At 59.2% G+C, this 14996-nt stretch carries 15 protein-coding genes; all 15 read left to right on the top strand.

The genetic code is table 11. The features are described 5' to 3' along the window. Positions 1–24: 24 nt before the first annotated feature. A complete protein-coding gene (locus RBR41_RS00455; RefSeq protein WP_320350117.1) occupies positions 25–591 on the top strand; it encodes a DUF177 domain-containing protein in 567 nt (188 codons plus the stop codon). Between the two features lie 199 nt (positions 592–790). Continuing rightward, complete coding sequence (rpmF, locus tag RBR41_RS00450) at positions 791–973, top strand: 50S ribosomal protein L32 (RefSeq protein ID WP_179981261.1); 183 nt, start codon at positions 791–793, stop codon at positions 971–973. After that, entirely contained in the window at positions 973–2007 is a 1035-nt protein-coding gene (gene plsX, locus RBR41_RS00445; protein ID WP_320350114.1) for a phosphate acyltransferase PlsX, read from the top strand. Before rpmF ends, plsX begins: the two co-directional genes overlap by 1 nt. A gap of 16 nt (positions 2008–2023) precedes the next feature. Then, a complete protein-coding gene (locus RBR41_RS00440) occupies positions 2024–3010 on the top strand; it encodes a beta-ketoacyl-ACP synthase III (RefSeq protein ID WP_320350112.1) in 987 nt (328 codons plus the stop codon). Positions 3011–3223: 213 nt separating this feature from the next. After that, positions 3224–3985 carry a 3-oxoacyl-[acyl-carrier-protein] reductase gene (gene fabG, locus RBR41_RS00435; protein WP_320350110.1) on the top strand — a complete coding sequence of 254 codons (762 nt, stop codon included), beginning with the start codon at positions 3224–3226 and terminating at the stop codon, positions 3983–3985. 78 nt (positions 3986–4063) lie between these two features. Beyond that, on the top strand, positions 4064–4297 hold the full coding sequence (locus tag RBR41_RS00430; protein WP_179981257.1) for an acyl carrier protein: 234 nt from the start codon (positions 4064–4066) through the stop codon (positions 4295–4297). Positions 4298–4369: 72 nt separating this feature from the next. Continuing rightward, the gene (gene fabF, locus RBR41_RS00425; protein ID WP_320350108.1) at positions 4370–5617 is read left to right on the top strand and encodes a beta-ketoacyl-ACP synthase II; all 1248 of its coding nucleotides are present in this window, start codon (positions 4370–4372) and stop codon (positions 5615–5617) included. A 144-nt stretch (positions 5618–5761) separates the two neighbouring features. Beyond that, complete coding sequence (gene glyA, locus RBR41_RS00420; RefSeq protein ID WP_320350106.1) at positions 5762–7000, top strand: serine hydroxymethyltransferase; 1239 nt, start codon at positions 5762–5764, stop codon at positions 6998–7000. A 415-nt stretch (positions 7001–7415) separates the two neighbouring features. Continuing rightward, complete coding sequence (locus RBR41_RS00415; RefSeq protein ID WP_320350105.1) at positions 7416–7892, top strand: cytidine/deoxycytidylate deaminase family protein; 477 nt, start codon at positions 7416–7418, stop codon at positions 7890–7892. Between the two features lie 5 nt (positions 7893–7897). Further along, the gene (ribD, locus tag RBR41_RS00410) at positions 7898–9055 is read left to right on the top strand and encodes a bifunctional diaminohydroxyphosphoribosylaminopyrimidine deaminase/5-amino-6-(5-phosphoribosylamino)uracil reductase RibD (RefSeq protein WP_320350103.1); all 1158 of its coding nucleotides are present in this window, start codon (positions 7898–7900) and stop codon (positions 9053–9055) included. A 5-nt stretch (positions 9056–9060) separates the two neighbouring features. Beyond that, positions 9061–9732, top strand: coding sequence for a riboflavin synthase (locus RBR41_RS00405; RefSeq protein WP_320350101.1), 672 nt, complete (start codon positions 9061–9063; stop codon positions 9730–9732). Between the two features lie 86 nt (positions 9733–9818). After that, the gene (gene ribE, locus RBR41_RS00400; protein ID WP_320350099.1) at positions 9819–10289 is read left to right on the top strand and encodes a 6,7-dimethyl-8-ribityllumazine synthase; all 471 of its coding nucleotides are present in this window, start codon (positions 9819–9821) and stop codon (positions 10287–10289) included. Between the two features lie 4 nt (positions 10290–10293). Then, complete coding sequence (gene nusB / locus RBR41_RS00395; RefSeq protein WP_320350098.1) at positions 10294–10788, top strand: transcription antitermination factor NusB; 495 nt, start codon at positions 10294–10296, stop codon at positions 10786–10788. A gap of 13 nt (positions 10789–10801) precedes the next feature. Next, positions 10802–13315 (top strand): leucine--tRNA ligase, encoded by a 2514-nt coding sequence (gene leuS / locus RBR41_RS00390; protein WP_320350097.1) that lies wholly within the window; start codon positions 10802–10804, stop codon positions 13313–13315. A gap of 523 nt (positions 13316–13838) precedes the next feature. Beyond that, complete coding sequence (locus RBR41_RS00385; RefSeq protein ID WP_320350095.1) at positions 13839–14906, top strand: DNA polymerase III subunit delta; 1068 nt, start codon at positions 13839–13841, stop codon at positions 14904–14906. The last annotated feature ends 90 nt before the right edge of the window (positions 14907–14996 follow it).

Below are 14996 nucleotides of genomic sequence, written 5' to 3'. Positions count from 1 at the left end.
GTAGCCAGACTTTCGAGGTACCTCATGCAGAATTACCGCATATTACTCAACGAACTGCCCCCCGAAGGCAGGGAGTTTCATCTGGACGATCAGGCCATCTGGCAGAACTCCATTGAGGAGTTTCAGATGGACTGCCGGATTACCAAACCCCTGAGCGCCAGTATCAGCGTGCTGCCCACTGACGGCGGCTGGCTTGTACGCGGCAGTCTGACAGGCGAGGTGGTTCTGCCGTGCAGTCGCTGCACCGAGGATGCCCTGGCTGTGGTCAACGCGCGCTTTGAAGATTTTGAGGAACTGCCGGAGAGCGACGAGCTTGACGACGCTGCCGGGCCTTCCGCCGAGCGCTTGCAAGAAGACACTCCGGAAAGCCGCCTTGTTTTTGAGAACAACGTGCCACTGCTGGATCTTGCGGCCATCTGCTGGGAAGAGCTTATGCTCGCCCTGCCCGTGACGCCCCTGTGCGCCGCCACATGCAAGGGGCTTTGCCCCAGCTGCGGAGCCAACCTCAATGAGGGGCTCTGCGCGTGCGAGCACGAAGAACTTGACCCCCGCATGGCTGTCTTGCGCGGGCTCACGCTGCACAAGAACTGAATGGGCATCACAGGCCGCCCCCTGAGATGATATGGCGGCTGTGAAAAAATGGTTTCCGCTGACGGATTGCCGCAGACGGAGCCTAGACATTTCTAAACTTTTTTACTAAACTGCTGAGTCTTGCGGGCAAGTCCTACCTCTGGTCCTGCCCGCCATATCTTTGCCTTACGTGTCCGCAAGGACTGAAAAGGAGAACACCATGGCTGTGCAACAGAATAAAAAATCCCGCTCCCGCAAGGGAATGCGCCGCTCTCACGATCGTGTGGCCATTCCTGCCGTTATTTACTGCTCCTGCGGCGAGCCCACCGTGCCCCATTGCGTCTGCCCCAGCTGCGGCACGTACAAGGGCCGTCAGGTCGTTGCCAAGACCGATAGCGAGTAATGAGCGAGCGCCCCATCATCGCCGTAGATGCCATGGGAGGGGACTTTGGCCCCTCCGTGGTAGTGCCGGGTGCCGTTGAGGCCGCCCGACTTCATGATCTGCATATCCAGCTTGTGGGCGACACCCCCAAGCTTGAGGCCGAGCTGAACAAGCTTGACCTCAAGGACGTGCATTATGATATCGTTCAGGCCGATGATGTGGTGCACATGAATGAAAAGCCCTCGGACATTCTGCGCCGCAAAAAGAACGCCTCCATCCAGGTGGCCTGCCGCCTGGTGAAGGACGGCGCCGCAGACGCTGTGGTCAGTGCCGGACATTCCGGCGCCACAGTGGCTTGTGGCATGTTCATCATGGGGCGCCTTCCCGGAGTGGAGCGTCCTGCTCTGGCCGCGTTGCTGCCTACGGAAAAAGACCCCGTGGTTGTGCTCGATGCCGGAGCCAATGTGGATTGCCGCCCCTATCATCTCTTTCAGTTCGGCCTTATGGGAGACGCTTTTGCCAGGGATCTGCTGAGCTATCCTTCGCCCCGCGTCAGCCTGCTGAGCATTGGTGAAGAAGAAGGCAAAGGCAACTCTCAGGTCAAGGAAGCCTATGAACTGCTAAAGATGGCCCAAAACCTCAACTTTGTGGGGAATGCCGAAGGGCGGGACATCTTTACCGGCGATCTTGATGTCGTGGTATGTGACGGTTTTGTGGGCAACGTCGTGGTCAAGATGAGCGAGGGCCTGGCGTCATCGCTGGTGCGCATGCTCAAGAAAGTCTTTACTACCGGCGTGCTGCCCGCTCTTGGCGGCATGCTGGCCAAGGGCGCTTTCAAAAAGTTTGCCAGCACCATTGACTATGCCGAGTACGGCGGCGCGCCGCTGTTGGGCCTTCAGGGCCTGGCCATAGTCTGTCATGGTCGTTCCAGCTCGCTTGCCATGACAAATGCCATCAAAATGGGCGGTACTTTTGTTCGCAAAGGCACCAACAGCCACCTTGCCGAGACCATCCTGGCCAACGAGGAGCTCACGCGCTTCTCACGCGCCATCTAACCGGCGGTACTACAGAATGAACCCTCTCTGCCATTTGCTTGCGCTGAGCGCCTATGTGCCGGACGCGGTCCTGACCAACGAAGACCTCGCCAAGGTGGTTGACACCAACGAAGAATGGATTGTTACCCGTACTGGCATAAAGCAGCGACACAGGCTGGCCGATGACGAGAACGCTTCCGACCTGGGCCTCAAGGCCGCCCGCAAGGCCCTGGCCGACGCAGGTATGGAAGCCTCTGAACTCACCCACGTTATCGCGGCCACCTGCACGCCTGACGTGCTTTCGCCTTCCCTGGCCTGCATCATGGCGGGGCAGCTTGGCACAGGGCCGGTCATGGCCTTTGATTTTGGCGCAGCCTGCTCCGGCTTTATCTACGGCCTTTCTATCTGCCGCGCCCTTCTGGCCCAGCAGCCAGATGCCAAAATTCTTTTTGTCTGCACCGAGGCCCTGACCCGCCGCGTAAACTGGGCCGACAGAAGCACCTGCGTGCTTTTCGGCGATGCGGCCACGGCCTGCATTGTCGCCGGTTCACCGGGCAATGTTGTGGCCGGGCTTGAAGACGTCATCTGCCAGAGCGACGGCACGCAGCGCGATCTTATTGTGGTGGGCGGCGGAACCAGCAGCCGCTACGCCAAGGGCGATCCCGTCGGCGACGACTTTTTCATCACCATGCAAGGCCGCGAGACCTACAAGCATGCCGTGCGCAACATGGTGCACATTTGTGAAGATGTGCTGACACGCAACGGCCTTACCGCCAAAGACGTGAACCTGCTTGTGCCCCATCAGGCCAATATGCGCATCATTGAGGCTGTGGGCAGCCGCCTGGACATGACCGGCGACCGCGTCTTTGTCAATGTTGACAAGTATGGCAATACGTCCTCGGCCTCCATCCCCCTGGCTATTACGGAAGCCCGCGCCGCCGGGCGCATCAAGGCCGGCGACCGTATGCTCGTCACCGCCTTTGGCGCGGGTTTGACCTGGGGCGCGGCCCTGCTGCGGTTTTAATATTTTCAGGGCTATCCGCGCTCAGGCCGCCAACCTGTAACCACTTTGCCGCGCGGATTTTACACAGACGTCGCGGGATAGAGTCACACTCCATCAAACGATGTTGTGCAGGCCAGAGCGCAGGCCGCCGCGCAATTTTTTTCTTGTCGGCGGCATTGAAATGAGCGCATGGTCACGCTATAAACAGCACACTCAAGCAAAGGCAGAACGAGCATGAGTACAGAGCATTCCGCACCCACCGCTACGCCCACCGCCATTGTTACGGGCGGCTCGCGCGGCATCGGGCGGGCCATTGCCCAAACCCTTGCCCGCGACGGTTTTCAGGTTTTTCTTACCTATGTGAGCCGCCCCGCTGAAGCGGAACAGGTGGCAGCCGAAATCAGGGCACAGGGCGGTCATGCCAGGGCTTTTGCCCTGAATGTCAGCGACAGCGCCGCTGTTTCTGATTTTTTTGCCAATGAAATCAAAGATAAAGTCAATCTTGCCGTATTGGTCAACAATGCGGGCATCACCAAGGATGGCTTTCTTGTGCGCATGAAGGACGAAGACTTTGATCAGGTCATCAACGTCAATCTGCGCGGCGCTTTCATCTGCACCCGCGAAGCCGCCAAAATCATGAGCAAGGCGCGCAAGGGCCGCATTGTAAATATTTCTTCGGTGGTGGGCCAGATGGGCAACGCTGGCCAGGCCAACTACGCCTCGGCCAAGGCCGCCCTGTTGGGCCTTACCAAGTCCTGCGCCAAAGAACTGGCTTCCCGGCAGATCACGGTTAACGCCGTGGCCCCCGGGTTCATCGAAACGGACATGACCGCCGCCCTCAGCGACGAAGTGCGCAAAAGCTATGAAGAATCCATTCCTCTCAAGCGCATGGGCACTGCTCAGGATGTGGCCGAAACCGTCGCCTTTCTCGCGTCGGACAAAGCTGCCTATATCACCGGGCAGGTGCTCGGGGTGAATGGGGGCATGCACTGCTAGGCGGAAAGTCCGGAGACTCTCCCGGCGCACCCCTGAGGCCGGGTTTGGAAGTGATCATTAAATTACCTGGAGGATACCATGTCTGATGTCGCTGAAAAAGTTAAAAAAATTATTGTTGACCAACTTGGCGTGAGCGCTGATGAAGTGAAGCCCGAAGCCAGCTTTGTGGAAGATCTGGGCGCTGACTCCCTGGACCTGACCGAGCTGATCATGGCCATGGAAGAAGAGTTTGAAGTCGAAATCGCTGACGACGATGCTCAGAAACTTCTGAAGGTTCAGGACGCCATTTCCTATATTGAAGAAAAGAAATAGCCAGAGTTTGATCGCCAGATCTGCTGCGTGTGAGGGGGCCTGCAAACCCCCTCCCGCATCAAAGGAGCATGCATGACCCGTCCCCGCGTAGTAATCACTGGTGTTGGCGGCGTTACGCCCCTCGCCAACGATATTGAGAGCACATGGAAAAAACTGCTCGCAGGCGAGTCGGGCATTGCGCCCATCACGCTTTTTGACGCCTCGGCCTATGATTCACGGATCGCGGGCGAGGTGAAAAATTTTGCGCCCGAAGAGTTCATGCCTGTCAAGCAGGTTCGACGCATGGACCGCTTTACCCAGTTTGCCGTGGCTTCGGCCCAGATGCTGCTCAAGGACTCGGGCTATCAAGTGACGGACGCCAATGCCTACGACACCGCCGTGATACTCGGCATCGGCCTTGGCGGCCTGCACACCATTGAGACCTACCATGCCAAGCTGCTGGAGTCTGGCCCCAACAAAATTTCGCCCTTCATGATTCCCATGCTCATTTCCAACATGGGGCCTGGGCAGATATCCATCTTCACAGGGGCCAAGGGCCCCAACATCGTCACCACCACGGCCTGCGCCTCGGGCATTCACGCCATGGGCACGTCCTTCAGCGAGCTTTTGCTCGGCAGGGTCACGGCCGTTATCACCGGCGGCGTCGAAGCCACGGTCACGCCCCTTGGCGTGGCGGGCTTTACGGCCCTCAAGGCCCTTTCGACCCAGCACAACGATGAGCCCACCAAGGCTTCACGTCCCTTTGACGCCAACCGTGACGGTTTTGTCATTGGCGAAGGCGCGGGACTGCTGCTGCTTGAAACGCTGGAATCGGCCCAGGAGCGCGGCGCGAAGATTTACGCTGAAATGGTTGGATACGGCGCTTCCGGCGACGCCTACCATATGACCGCCCCCTGTGAAAACGGCGAAGGCATGGCGCGCGCCATGCAGAACGCCCTGCGCGAGGCGGGCATTGCCCCCTCGGCCATCGGGCACATCAATGCCCACGCCACGTCCACAATGCTCAATGACAGCATTGAAACCAAGGCCATCAAACTGGTTTTTGGCGACCATGCCAGAAAAATCAAGATTTCGGCCACAAAATCCATGACGGGACATCTGCTTGGCGCTGCCGGCGGTATCGAATCCGTGTTCACGGCGCTGGCGCTGCATGACGAAATGCTGCCCGGCACCATCAACCTCGACACCCCCGACCCGGCCTGTGACCTTGATTACATGGCTGACGGTTCAAAGCATATCGCCTGCGAGTATGCCATGTGCAACTCCTTCGGCTTTGGCGGCACCAATGCCAGCCTGATTTTGAAGAAATGGGATAAATAGCGCCCTGTCGCCGCCCTGCCTGAACCAGCAGGAGCGCTCGGGAAACGCGCTTCCCACAGATCCGCCCCCCTCCGCCGGGTCCAGCCTATCCACAACACTGCCCGCCACTGTGGCGGGCAGTATATTTCACTGAGGACCACGTTCATGGATGAAATTCTCCTTCAGGACCCGGAAATCGCACGGGCCATCTTTCTGGAATCGCAAAGGCAGATGGGTAAGCTTGAGCTTATCGCTTCGGAAAACATTGTTTCCACTGCCGTGAGGCAGGCTCAGGGCAGCATACTCACCAACAAGTATGCAGAAGGGTATCCCGGCAAACGCTATTACGGCGGCTGCGAATATGTGGATATGATCGAAACCCTTGCCCAGGAGCGTGCCAAGCTGCTTTTTGACGCCCAGTACGTCAACGTGCAGCCCCACTCCGGCTCGCAGGCCAATATGGCCGCGTACCTGGCTTTTCTCAAGCCTGGCGACACCATTCTTGGCATGGACCTTTCCCACGGCGGGCACCTCACCCATGGCAGTCCGGTGAACTTTTCCGGCCGCCTCTTCAACATCGTGTCCTACGGCGTGCAGCGTGAAACCGGTCGCATCGACTATGACGCGGTGGTCGAGAAAGCGCGTGAACACAGGCCCAAGGTCATCGTGGCCGGTGCCAGCGCCTACCCCCGCGCCATTGACTTTGCCCGCTTCCGTGCCATTGCCGATGAAGTTGACGCCAAGCTGGTGGTCGATATGGCGCATATCGCCGGTCTTGTGGCCGCCGGTCTGCACCAGAGCCCCGTGCCCTACGCCCACGTCACCACAACGACCACGCACAAAACCCTGCGCGGCCCCCGTGGCGGCATGATCCTCTCCACCGAAGACATGGCCAAGACGCTGAACAGCCAGATCTTCCCCGGCATTCAGGGCGGCCCCCTGATGCACGTGGTGGCAGCCAAGGCCGTGGCCCTGGGCGAGGCGCTGCACCCCTCCTTCAAGGCCTACCAGCAGCAGGTGATGGACAATGCAGCCACCCTGGCGGCATGCCTGACCGAAGCCGGATACGACCTTGTGTCCGGCGGCACCGACAACCACCTCATGCTGGTAGACCTGACCCGCAAGGACATCACCGGCAAGGACGCTGAAATAGCTCTGGATACCGCTGGCATCACGGTCAACAAAAACACTGTTCCTTTTGAAACACGCTCTCCCTTTGTGACGTCGGGCGTGCGCCTGGGCGCTGCGGCCCTCACCACGCGCGGCATGAAGCAGGATCATATGCGCACTGTGGGCCAGTTCATTGTAACGGCCATTGAAAACCGTAATGACGCTGCTGCCCTTGAAAAAATTCGTGCGGAAGTTGAAGAGTTCGCCCTTCAGTTTCCCCTGTTTGCCCACTAGGGCCTGACGCTTTTTATGGCCTTTGGCGGCCCGAAGGCTCACCACCTTCGGGCCGCCCCTGCTAGAGCATTTTACCTTTGAAAAAGTGTAAATGCTCTGACGCTGTACGAAAGTACAGCGCGCCACAACGTGGCGTGGATTCAGCGGAGCTTTAGCCGTTGCGACGAAGGAAGCTACGGATTAAGACAGCAATTGGTTAATAGAGCGAACAGCCTGCTGATGGCTGGCGCAAATCGCATTTTTCGGCTGAATGAAAACTTTGAAATGTGAAGCATTTCAAAGTTAATCTGCTCCAGAAATCGGCCTCTGCGCCCTTACGTAAGCACCGTGTTTTTTCGCTCTCAAGGCCCCGGTTCTCCGGCTTGGCTTTTGTGTCTCCACTATGTACACTGTGTGAAATTTTAACGGGTATCTTATGCAACGTCTGCCTTGGCCTGAATATTTTATGAACATCACCTACCTTGTCAGCGGGCGCTCAACGTGCACGCGCCGCAAGGTCGGCGCTGTGGCCGTGAAGGACAAACGCATTCTCGCCACAGGGTATAACGGCGCACCCGCTGGCGTCCCGCACTGTCTTGACATCGGCTGCCTGCGTGAGCAGATGGGCATTCCCTCTGGCCAGCGGCATGAAATCTGCCGGGGCCTGCATGCGGAACAGAATGTCATTATTCAGGCTGCGGTACACGGCATCAATATCAGCGGCGCTGAACTGTACTGCACGACCCATCCCTGCGTTCAGTGCAGCAAAATGCTTATCAACTGCGGCATACGGCATATTTATTACACGGAATACTATCCTGACGAACTTGCCACCACCATGCTTGCTGAAGCGGGGGTGCACGTGGAACGGCTCAACTTCATTCCACCAGTCATCAGCCCCCAGCCGGAGTAGATCCCATGTCTGAACTGGATTACGCCCCCTTCATGCGCGAAGCCATCGCCCTGGCGCGGAAGGGCCGCTGGAAAACCTGCCCCAACCCCATGGTGGGCGCGGTGCTTGTGCGTGACGGCCATGTTGTGGCCAGGGGGTGGCACCATGCCGCAGGGCTTGACCACGCCGAGGTGGCCTGCCTGAAAGACGCTGCCGCCAGGGGAGTGGATCCGTCCCAGTGCACTCTTGTTGTGACGCTGGAACCCTGCTGCCACCAGGGCAAGACGCCTCCCTGCACCGATGCCGTGCGCCAGGCGGGGATCAAGAAAATCGTGGTGGGCCTTGCCGACCCCAATCCCGAAGCCTGCGGCGGCGCATGCCAACTGCGCGAAAGCGGCCTGGAAGTTATTGAAGGCGTCTGCGCTGATGCCTGCCGTGACCTTGTGGCCGACTTTCTGGTCTGGCAGCAAAAGCAGCGGCCCTACGTTATCCTGAAGATGGCTGCCACTCTTGATGGCCGCATTGCCACACGCCGGGGCGAATCCCAGTGGATCAGCTCCGAAGAATCGCGGCAGGAAGTGCAGCGACTGCGGGCTGGCATTGGCCGTTGCGGCGGCGCTGTGCTTGTGGGCGGCGGCACCTTTCGCGCGGACAACCCGCGCCTCACCGTGCGCCCCCTCAGCGATGACGAGCCTGACTGCCGCCAGCCTCTGGCGTGCGTGCTCACATCGCGCCTGCCGCAGCCCGACGCGGATTTTTTCCTGCTGAAAGAGCGGCCCGAGCAGACAGTGTTTCTGGCTTCGCCCGCTGCCGCCGCTTCGACCACGGCCAAAGCCCTGCGCGATATCGGCGTGCGTGTGCTTTCTCTTGGCCCGGCGCTGCGCGGCGGCCCCGACCTGACCCACATGCTCAAGGCCCTGTGGGAAGAACTGCACTGCCCCTACCTTTTGTGCGAAGGGGGCGGGCACCTGGCTCTCAGTCTTCTGGAAGCCGGAGTTGTTGACGAATTTCGCCTGCACATGGCGCCCATAATCCTGGGTGATGAAGACGCGCACCCGCTTTTTTCCGGCCGGGCTCCCCTGAGTCTGGACGAAGCGCTGCGCATGCGCGTTATGGGAACCCATACCAGCGGCGGCGACATCCATATAGAACTGCGCCCCCTGCACACTGCGGAAACAAAGTAGGACACATGTTTACAGGCATTATTCAGGGGCAGGGCGAGGTGCGCTCCTTGCGCAAAACCGGCAACGAGTGCCGTATTTGCCTGCGTCCTCTTTTTACCCTGCCTGACATTGTGGATGGCGAATCCATTGCCGTCAACGGAGCCTGCCTTTCCGTGGAAGAACACGGGGCAGACACCTTTACGGCCTACGCTTCAGGTGAGACGCTCTCGCGCACTACCTTGGGGACGCTGCAAACAGGGCATCTGGTCAACCTTGAACGGGCTCTGGCCCTGGGCGACCGCCTGGGCGGCCACCTTGTGAGCGGCCATGTGGATTGCATGGCCACTGTGCGCGAAGTGCGCCAGGCGGGCCAGTCCCTGCGCTGCCGCATTGCCTTTCCCGCCGAATTTGGCGTCGAGGTTATTCCCAAGGGTTCGGTGACCCTTGACGGCATCAGCCTTACAGTCAATGATTGCGGCCCGGATTTTCTTGAGGTCAACATCATACCCGATACCCAGAAGCGCACCACCATGCTGCACTGGCGTCCGGGTGTGGCCGTCAATATGGAAACTGACCTCATCGGCAAGTACGTGCGCAACCTGCTGCGTCCGTGGGCTGCCGCCGCCAGCGGCGATACCGCCGCGCCCAAAGCCTCAGGGCTGAACATGGATTTTCTGCTGCGTCAGGGTTTTTTGTAGGCGTGACCCGGGGTCGTGCCCTCTGTCGTTTTTGCAATCGTATCACTATAGAATGAACTGCGCACACCATGCGCCGAGGAGTTGCCATGAGCACTATGACAACCATTGCGGGCCAGTTGGACGCCAAGGGCCTTAAAGTGGCCATTGTGGCCACCCGCTTCAACGACTTTATTGTGGACCGCCTGGTGGGCGGCGCACTCGACTATCTGGAGCGCCACGGCCTTGCCTCCGAAAACATCACGCTTGTGCGTATTCCCGGCGCTTTCGAAATGCCCCTGATTTGCAAAAAGCTCGTGGCCTCCGGCAAATACGACGGCGTTCTCGCCCTTGGCGCCGTCATCCGTGGCGGCACTCCGCATTTTGAATATGTCTGCGCCGAAGCCACCAAGGGCATTGCCCACTGCATGCTGGAGCACAGCACGCCCATCGGTTTTGGTCTGCTCACCTGCGACAATATCGAGCAGGCCATTGAGCGTGCCGGTTCCAAGGCTGGCAACAAGGGCGTGGAAGCTGCCGCCGCCATGCTGGAAACCATCCGCGTCATGGAGCAGTTGTAAACCCATGGCCAAGGCCAAGAATGCAACACGGCGCGGCGAACGCGAACTGGCTTTTCAGGTTTTGTACGGCCTTTCCTTCACGCCGGCCCGCACCCTTGAAGAGCTGCGCCGCAGTTTCCGCACCTCGCCGGACAACCTTGCGCGCAGCGAAGAAAGCGGCGTTCCCGTTGATGCCAGCGGCTTTTCCTGGGAACTGGTGCAGGGCGTATGGAGCAACAGCGCAGCCCTGGACGATGCCATCACCCGCTTTTCGCACAACTGGCGCGTGGACCGCATGGGCCGGGTGGAACTGACACTGCTGCGTCTGGCCGTGTATGAGCTTTTGTTCCGCAACGACGTACCGCCGAAGGTCTCCATCAATGAGGCCCTGGAACTAAGCCGCCAGTTCGGCGAAGGCAATGCCAAGAATTTTATCAACGGCATTCTCGACGCCGTGGCCAAGGCCCTTGATGCAGGCGAACTGCAAAGGCTCGCCCCGTCCGCCAATCCCTCCATCTGAATCGGTATGCCCCATGACACAAGAACGCTATAATCCCGAAGCTATAGAAGAAAAATGGCAGGCCCGCTGGCAGGCTGACAATTCTTTTGCCTGCAGCCATGAAAGCAGCAAGCCCAAGTACTATGTGCTGGAGATGTTCCCCTACCCTTCGGGCAACATCCACATGGGGCACGTGCGCAACTATTCCATTGGCGACGTGGTGGCGCGCAGCAAGCGCATGCAGGGTTTCAACGTGCTGCACCCCATGGGCTGGGACGCCTTTGGCCTGCCCGCTGAAAACGCGGCCATAAAAAACAATACCCACCCCGCCGAGTGGACCTACGCCAACATACGCAATATGCGCGCCCAGCAGAAACGCCTGGGCTATTCCTACGACTGGTCCCGCGAAATCGCCACCTGCCGTCCCGAATACTACCGCTGGGAACAGATGTTCTTTGTGCGCATGTTTGAAAAGGGCCTTGTCTACCGCAAAAAAGCCCCGCAGAACTGGTGCCCTTCCTGTCATACGGTGCTGGCCAACGAGCAGGTCATTGACGGCCTGTGCTGGCGCTGCGACAGCCGTGTGGAGCAGAAAGACCTCACGCAGTGGTTTCTTAAAATCACCGCCTACGGCGACGAACTGCTGGACGATCTCAACAAGCTTGAAGGCGACTGGCCTGACCGCGTCATCGCCATGCAGCGCAACTGGATCGGCAAATCCACAGGCGCGGCCATTACCTTTGGCCTTGAAAAAGCCATTGAAGGCGTAGAGGGCATAGACGTCTTTACAACCAGGCCCGACACGGTGTTCGGCGTCACCTTCATGACGCTGGCTCCCGAGCATCCCCTGGTGGAAAAGCTCATTGCGGACTATTCTAACGCTGCTGAAGTGCGCGCTTTTGTGGAACGCATCCGCAATATGGACCGCCTTGACCGCCAGTCCGACAGTGCGGAAAAAGAGGGTATCTTCACCGGCGCTTACGCCATTCACCCCTTCACGGGGCAGCGTGTGCCGCTGTGGCTCGGCAACTTTGTGCTGGCCGACTACGGCACGGGCGCGGTCATGGGCGTACCTGCCCACGATCAGCGCGATTTTGAATTCGCCCGCAAATACGACCTGCCCCTGCGCGTGGTCATAAGCCCCGCTGGCGAGGTGCTGGATTCGGAAAGCATGACCGAGGCCTTCACCGCTGACGGCGTCATGGTCAATTCCGGCTCCTTTGACGGCATGCCCAATGAAGACGGCAAAAAGGCCGTGGCCCAGAGCCTTGAAAAAGAAGGCAAGGGCAAGGCCACCGTGCAGTTTCGCCTGCGCGACTGGAACATCTCGCGCCAGCGCTACTGGGGTTCGCCAATCCCCATGATCTACTGCGATGCGTGCGGCGTTGTGCCCGAAAAGGAAGAAAACCTTCCCGTGCTCCTGCCGCTGGACGTAAAAACGCACAGCGACGGACGCTCGCCTCTGGCCGACACCCCCTCGTTCGCTAACTGCGCATGCCCCAAGTGCGGCGGCCCTGCCCGGCGCGAAACAGACACCATGGACACCTTTGTGGAATCGTCCTGGTATTTCGCCCGCTACACCAGCGCCCGCGACACACAAGCGCCTTTTGACGCGGACGCCATCAAATACTGGCTGCCCGTGGATCAGTATATCGGCGGCGTGGAGCACGCCATCCTGCACCTGCTCTACTCCCGCTTTTTCACCAAGGTGCTCCGCGACATGGGCTTCTTCCCGGCGGAACTTGCCGAACCCTTCAAGAACCTGCTCACTCAGGGCATGGTGCTTAAAGACGGCGGCAAGATGTCCAAATCCAAGGGCAACGTGGTCGATCCCACGACCATGATCCAAAAATACGGCGCGGATACCGTGCGCCTGTTCTGCCTTTTTGCCGCCCCTGCCGAGCGGGACTTTGACTGGTCCGATTCCGGCATCGAGGGGGCCTCACGCTTTATTGGCCGCGTATGGCGACTGTTTATGGAAGAGCAGGAACGCCTGCTGCCCCTCACGGCCTGCGCCGCCACCGATCAGGACGCCACAAGCCCTGAAGCCCGCGACCTGCGCCGCCGCGAACACCTCACGGTGAAGAAGGTCAGGGAAGACATGAGCGACCGCTTCCAGTTCAACACGGCCATTGCCGCTGTTATGGAACTGGTCAACGCCATGTACCTTTCGCGGGAAAAACTGAGCATGAGCGAGGCTGATCGGCGTGTGTTCTCTTCTGCCATGAGCACGGCCATAACCCTGCTCGCCCCCATTACGCCGCACATCTGCGAAGAGCTCTGGGAACGCCTTGGTCACAAGACCTCTGTTTCTGGAGAAATCTGGCCCCAATGGAGCGAGACCGCCATGGCTCAGGACATGCTTACCGTGGCGCTCCAGGTCAATGGGAAGCTGCGCGGCACGGTGGAAATTCCCGCCGAAGCGGACAAGGCCGCCATGGAAGCCGCGGCCCTGGCCGACAGTTCGGTACAGCGCCATCTTGCCGGTCTCACCGTGCGCAAGGTGGTGGTGGTGCCGGGCAAACTGGTCAACATCGTGGCCAACTAGGCCATTACGACTAACTGGAGAAGTGCTTTGTGGGGAGGAAGGCTTTGTGGGGGAGGGACCCTTTTGCAAAAGGGTCTCCTCCCCCACGCCCCCACCCCCTAAAACTCTTGTCATAGTACAAAGCGTTTTCTGATTCGGGGCAGGAATTTCGACGGCAGCGCCTACCAGACTTCACGCCGTATCAAAGTTTATCCACTCTGGTCAGGGCTGTCCGGCCATGCAAAACCTACCTGTAAAGGGGCGCTTTTTTCAAAAAGCGCCCCTTCTCCTTTCCTCTTCCCTGAAAATGCGTTTATCGGTATGGTACTTTCTTGGCTGCTTTCTTTCTAAGGAAGCACTGATTAGAGCAATTTAATTTTTAAATTGCTCTGACGGCTGCGTGAGCAGACGCCCGCTACGAAGGCGCAAGCGCAGTTTACCTGCGCGGTTAAACGCCGTAGTGAGCGTGCCTTAAACTTTGAGAATGAAGCAACGCCGCCAAACGGAATACATCAGCGTTTCCATAACAGCACGGCATACAAACATGAGTACTCCCCATCCAGGATTTTCCTTTCTTGTCTGCCCTGACGGACAACTGCTGCGCGCCCATCTCAACAGGATGCTGGCAGCCCATCCTCCTGCAGCCGGAGGCGGCCTCATGCCCCAGACCGCTCCTGCGCAGTGGGAAAGGCATGTCTACTGGGGGGATGAAGAACCGCCGCAGCGCTTCTGGGAGCAACTGACGCTTCAGGGGCTCTTTGGCGCTCCGCGCGCCCTGATTATCAGGCAGGCCAACCAGTGGCCGGCGGCAATATGGAAAAAGATCTCCCACGCCCTGGCCCGCCCCTCGGATCAGTGCTGGCCCTTCTTTTGCCTTGAGGTCAACTGGGAACGGGGCCAGCCCAAGATTCCGGCCCATCTCGGCAAATTGCCCTGCATGGCCTTTGCCGACAAGCAGGGCTGGATATGGCGGCATGAAGGGCTCAATGAACGCACGGTGAAAAAACACGTGCTGCAGCGCTGCCAGACGCTGAACCTGCGCTTTGAACCCGACGCCCTTGAGCAGTTCTGCGCCTCCGTTCCGCCCGACGCCCTGGCCATTGAAAACGAACTGGAAAAGCTGCTTCTGCTCCGCGCCGCCATGCTGGATGCTGATGAAGCCGCTGGCGCTGCTTCCGGCAGCCGGGAGCAGGACATAAGCCTGGCCATGATTTCCACAGCCTCGTGGAGCCCGGAATGCGACGTTTTCGCCTGCATCCGCCACATGCAGGCAGGCAATCTGCCCGCTGTGTGGAGAGAGCTTGCGCGCAGCAAGGACGGCGACAGCCTGCTCTTTTCGCTTCTGGCCCTGCTGGCCCGTGAACTGCGCCTTTTATGGCAGTGCCAGGCTGGTGAAAATCCTCGTATGCGCCCCCAGGAAGCCGGGGCCAAAAAACAGCTTGCCCAGCGCCTCGGGGCTGAAGGCATCGCGCAGGGCATGTCCCTTGTGGTGGATGCCGAACTGCACGTCAAAAGCGGCCGCCGCAGTCCCGAACAGAGTCTGGATTTTCTGGCCACGCGCATGACGACCCTTTTTGCCCGGGCCCAGGGCCGGGCTCAGGGCAGGCCATGACCGTCGTGCTCACAGAAATCCCTTTGTTTATTGGCCCAAAACGGGCAAAATCCCTATAGTCATATCCCTGCCTCTTGCATAACCTCCAAG

Source organism: Desulfovibrio sp. (assembly GCF_034006445.1).
In the GTDB taxonomy this organism is placed as follows: domain Bacteria; phylum Desulfobacterota; class Desulfovibrionia; order Desulfovibrionales; family Desulfovibrionaceae; genus Desulfovibrio.
The sequence above is the reverse complement of the archived record's forward strand: the minus strand, read 5'-3'. Positions and strand labels throughout refer to the sequence as shown.

What these genes read in the sequence shown, in the direction of transcription:
- RBR41_RS00455 (WP_320350117.1), top strand. Translation starts at nt 25, where the DNA reads ATGCAGAATTACCGCATATTACTCAACGAACTGCCCCCCGAAGGCAGG.
- rpmF (WP_179981261.1), top strand. Translation starts at nt 791, where the DNA reads ATGGCTGTGCAACAGAATAAAAAATCCCGCTCCCGCAAGGGAATGCGC.
- plsX (WP_320350114.1), top strand. Translation starts at nt 973, where the DNA reads ATGAGCGAGCGCCCCATCATCGCCGTAGATGCCATGGGAGGGGACTTT.
- RBR41_RS00440 (WP_320350112.1), top strand. Translation starts at nt 2,024, where the DNA reads ATGAACCCTCTCTGCCATTTGCTTGCGCTGAGCGCCTATGTGCCGGAC.
- fabG (WP_320350110.1), top strand. Translation starts at nt 3,224, where the DNA reads ATGAGTACAGAGCATTCCGCACCCACCGCTACGCCCACCGCCATTGTT.
- RBR41_RS00430 (WP_179981257.1), top strand. Translation starts at nt 4,064, where the DNA reads ATGTCTGATGTCGCTGAAAAAGTTAAAAAAATTATTGTTGACCAACTT.
- fabF (WP_320350108.1), top strand. Translation starts at nt 4,370, where the DNA reads ATGACCCGTCCCCGCGTAGTAATCACTGGTGTTGGCGGCGTTACGCCC.
- glyA (WP_320350106.1), top strand. Translation starts at nt 5,762, where the DNA reads ATGGATGAAATTCTCCTTCAGGACCCGGAAATCGCACGGGCCATCTTT.
- RBR41_RS00415 (WP_320350105.1), top strand. Translation starts at nt 7,416, where the DNA reads ATGCAACGTCTGCCTTGGCCTGAATATTTTATGAACATCACCTACCTT.
- ribD (WP_320350103.1), top strand. Translation starts at nt 7,898, where the DNA reads ATGTCTGAACTGGATTACGCCCCCTTCATGCGCGAAGCCATCGCCCTG.
- RBR41_RS00405 (WP_320350101.1), top strand. Translation starts at nt 9,061, where the DNA reads ATGTTTACAGGCATTATTCAGGGGCAGGGCGAGGTGCGCTCCTTGCGC.
- ribE (WP_320350099.1), top strand. Translation starts at nt 9,819, where the DNA reads ATGAGCACTATGACAACCATTGCGGGCCAGTTGGACGCCAAGGGCCTT.
- nusB (WP_320350098.1), top strand. Translation starts at nt 10,294, where the DNA reads ATGGCCAAGGCCAAGAATGCAACACGGCGCGGCGAACGCGAACTGGCT.
- leuS (WP_320350097.1), top strand. Translation starts at nt 10,802, where the DNA reads ATGACACAAGAACGCTATAATCCCGAAGCTATAGAAGAAAAATGGCAG.
- RBR41_RS00385 (WP_320350095.1), top strand. Translation starts at nt 13,839, where the DNA reads ATGAGTACTCCCCATCCAGGATTTTCCTTTCTTGTCTGCCCTGACGGA.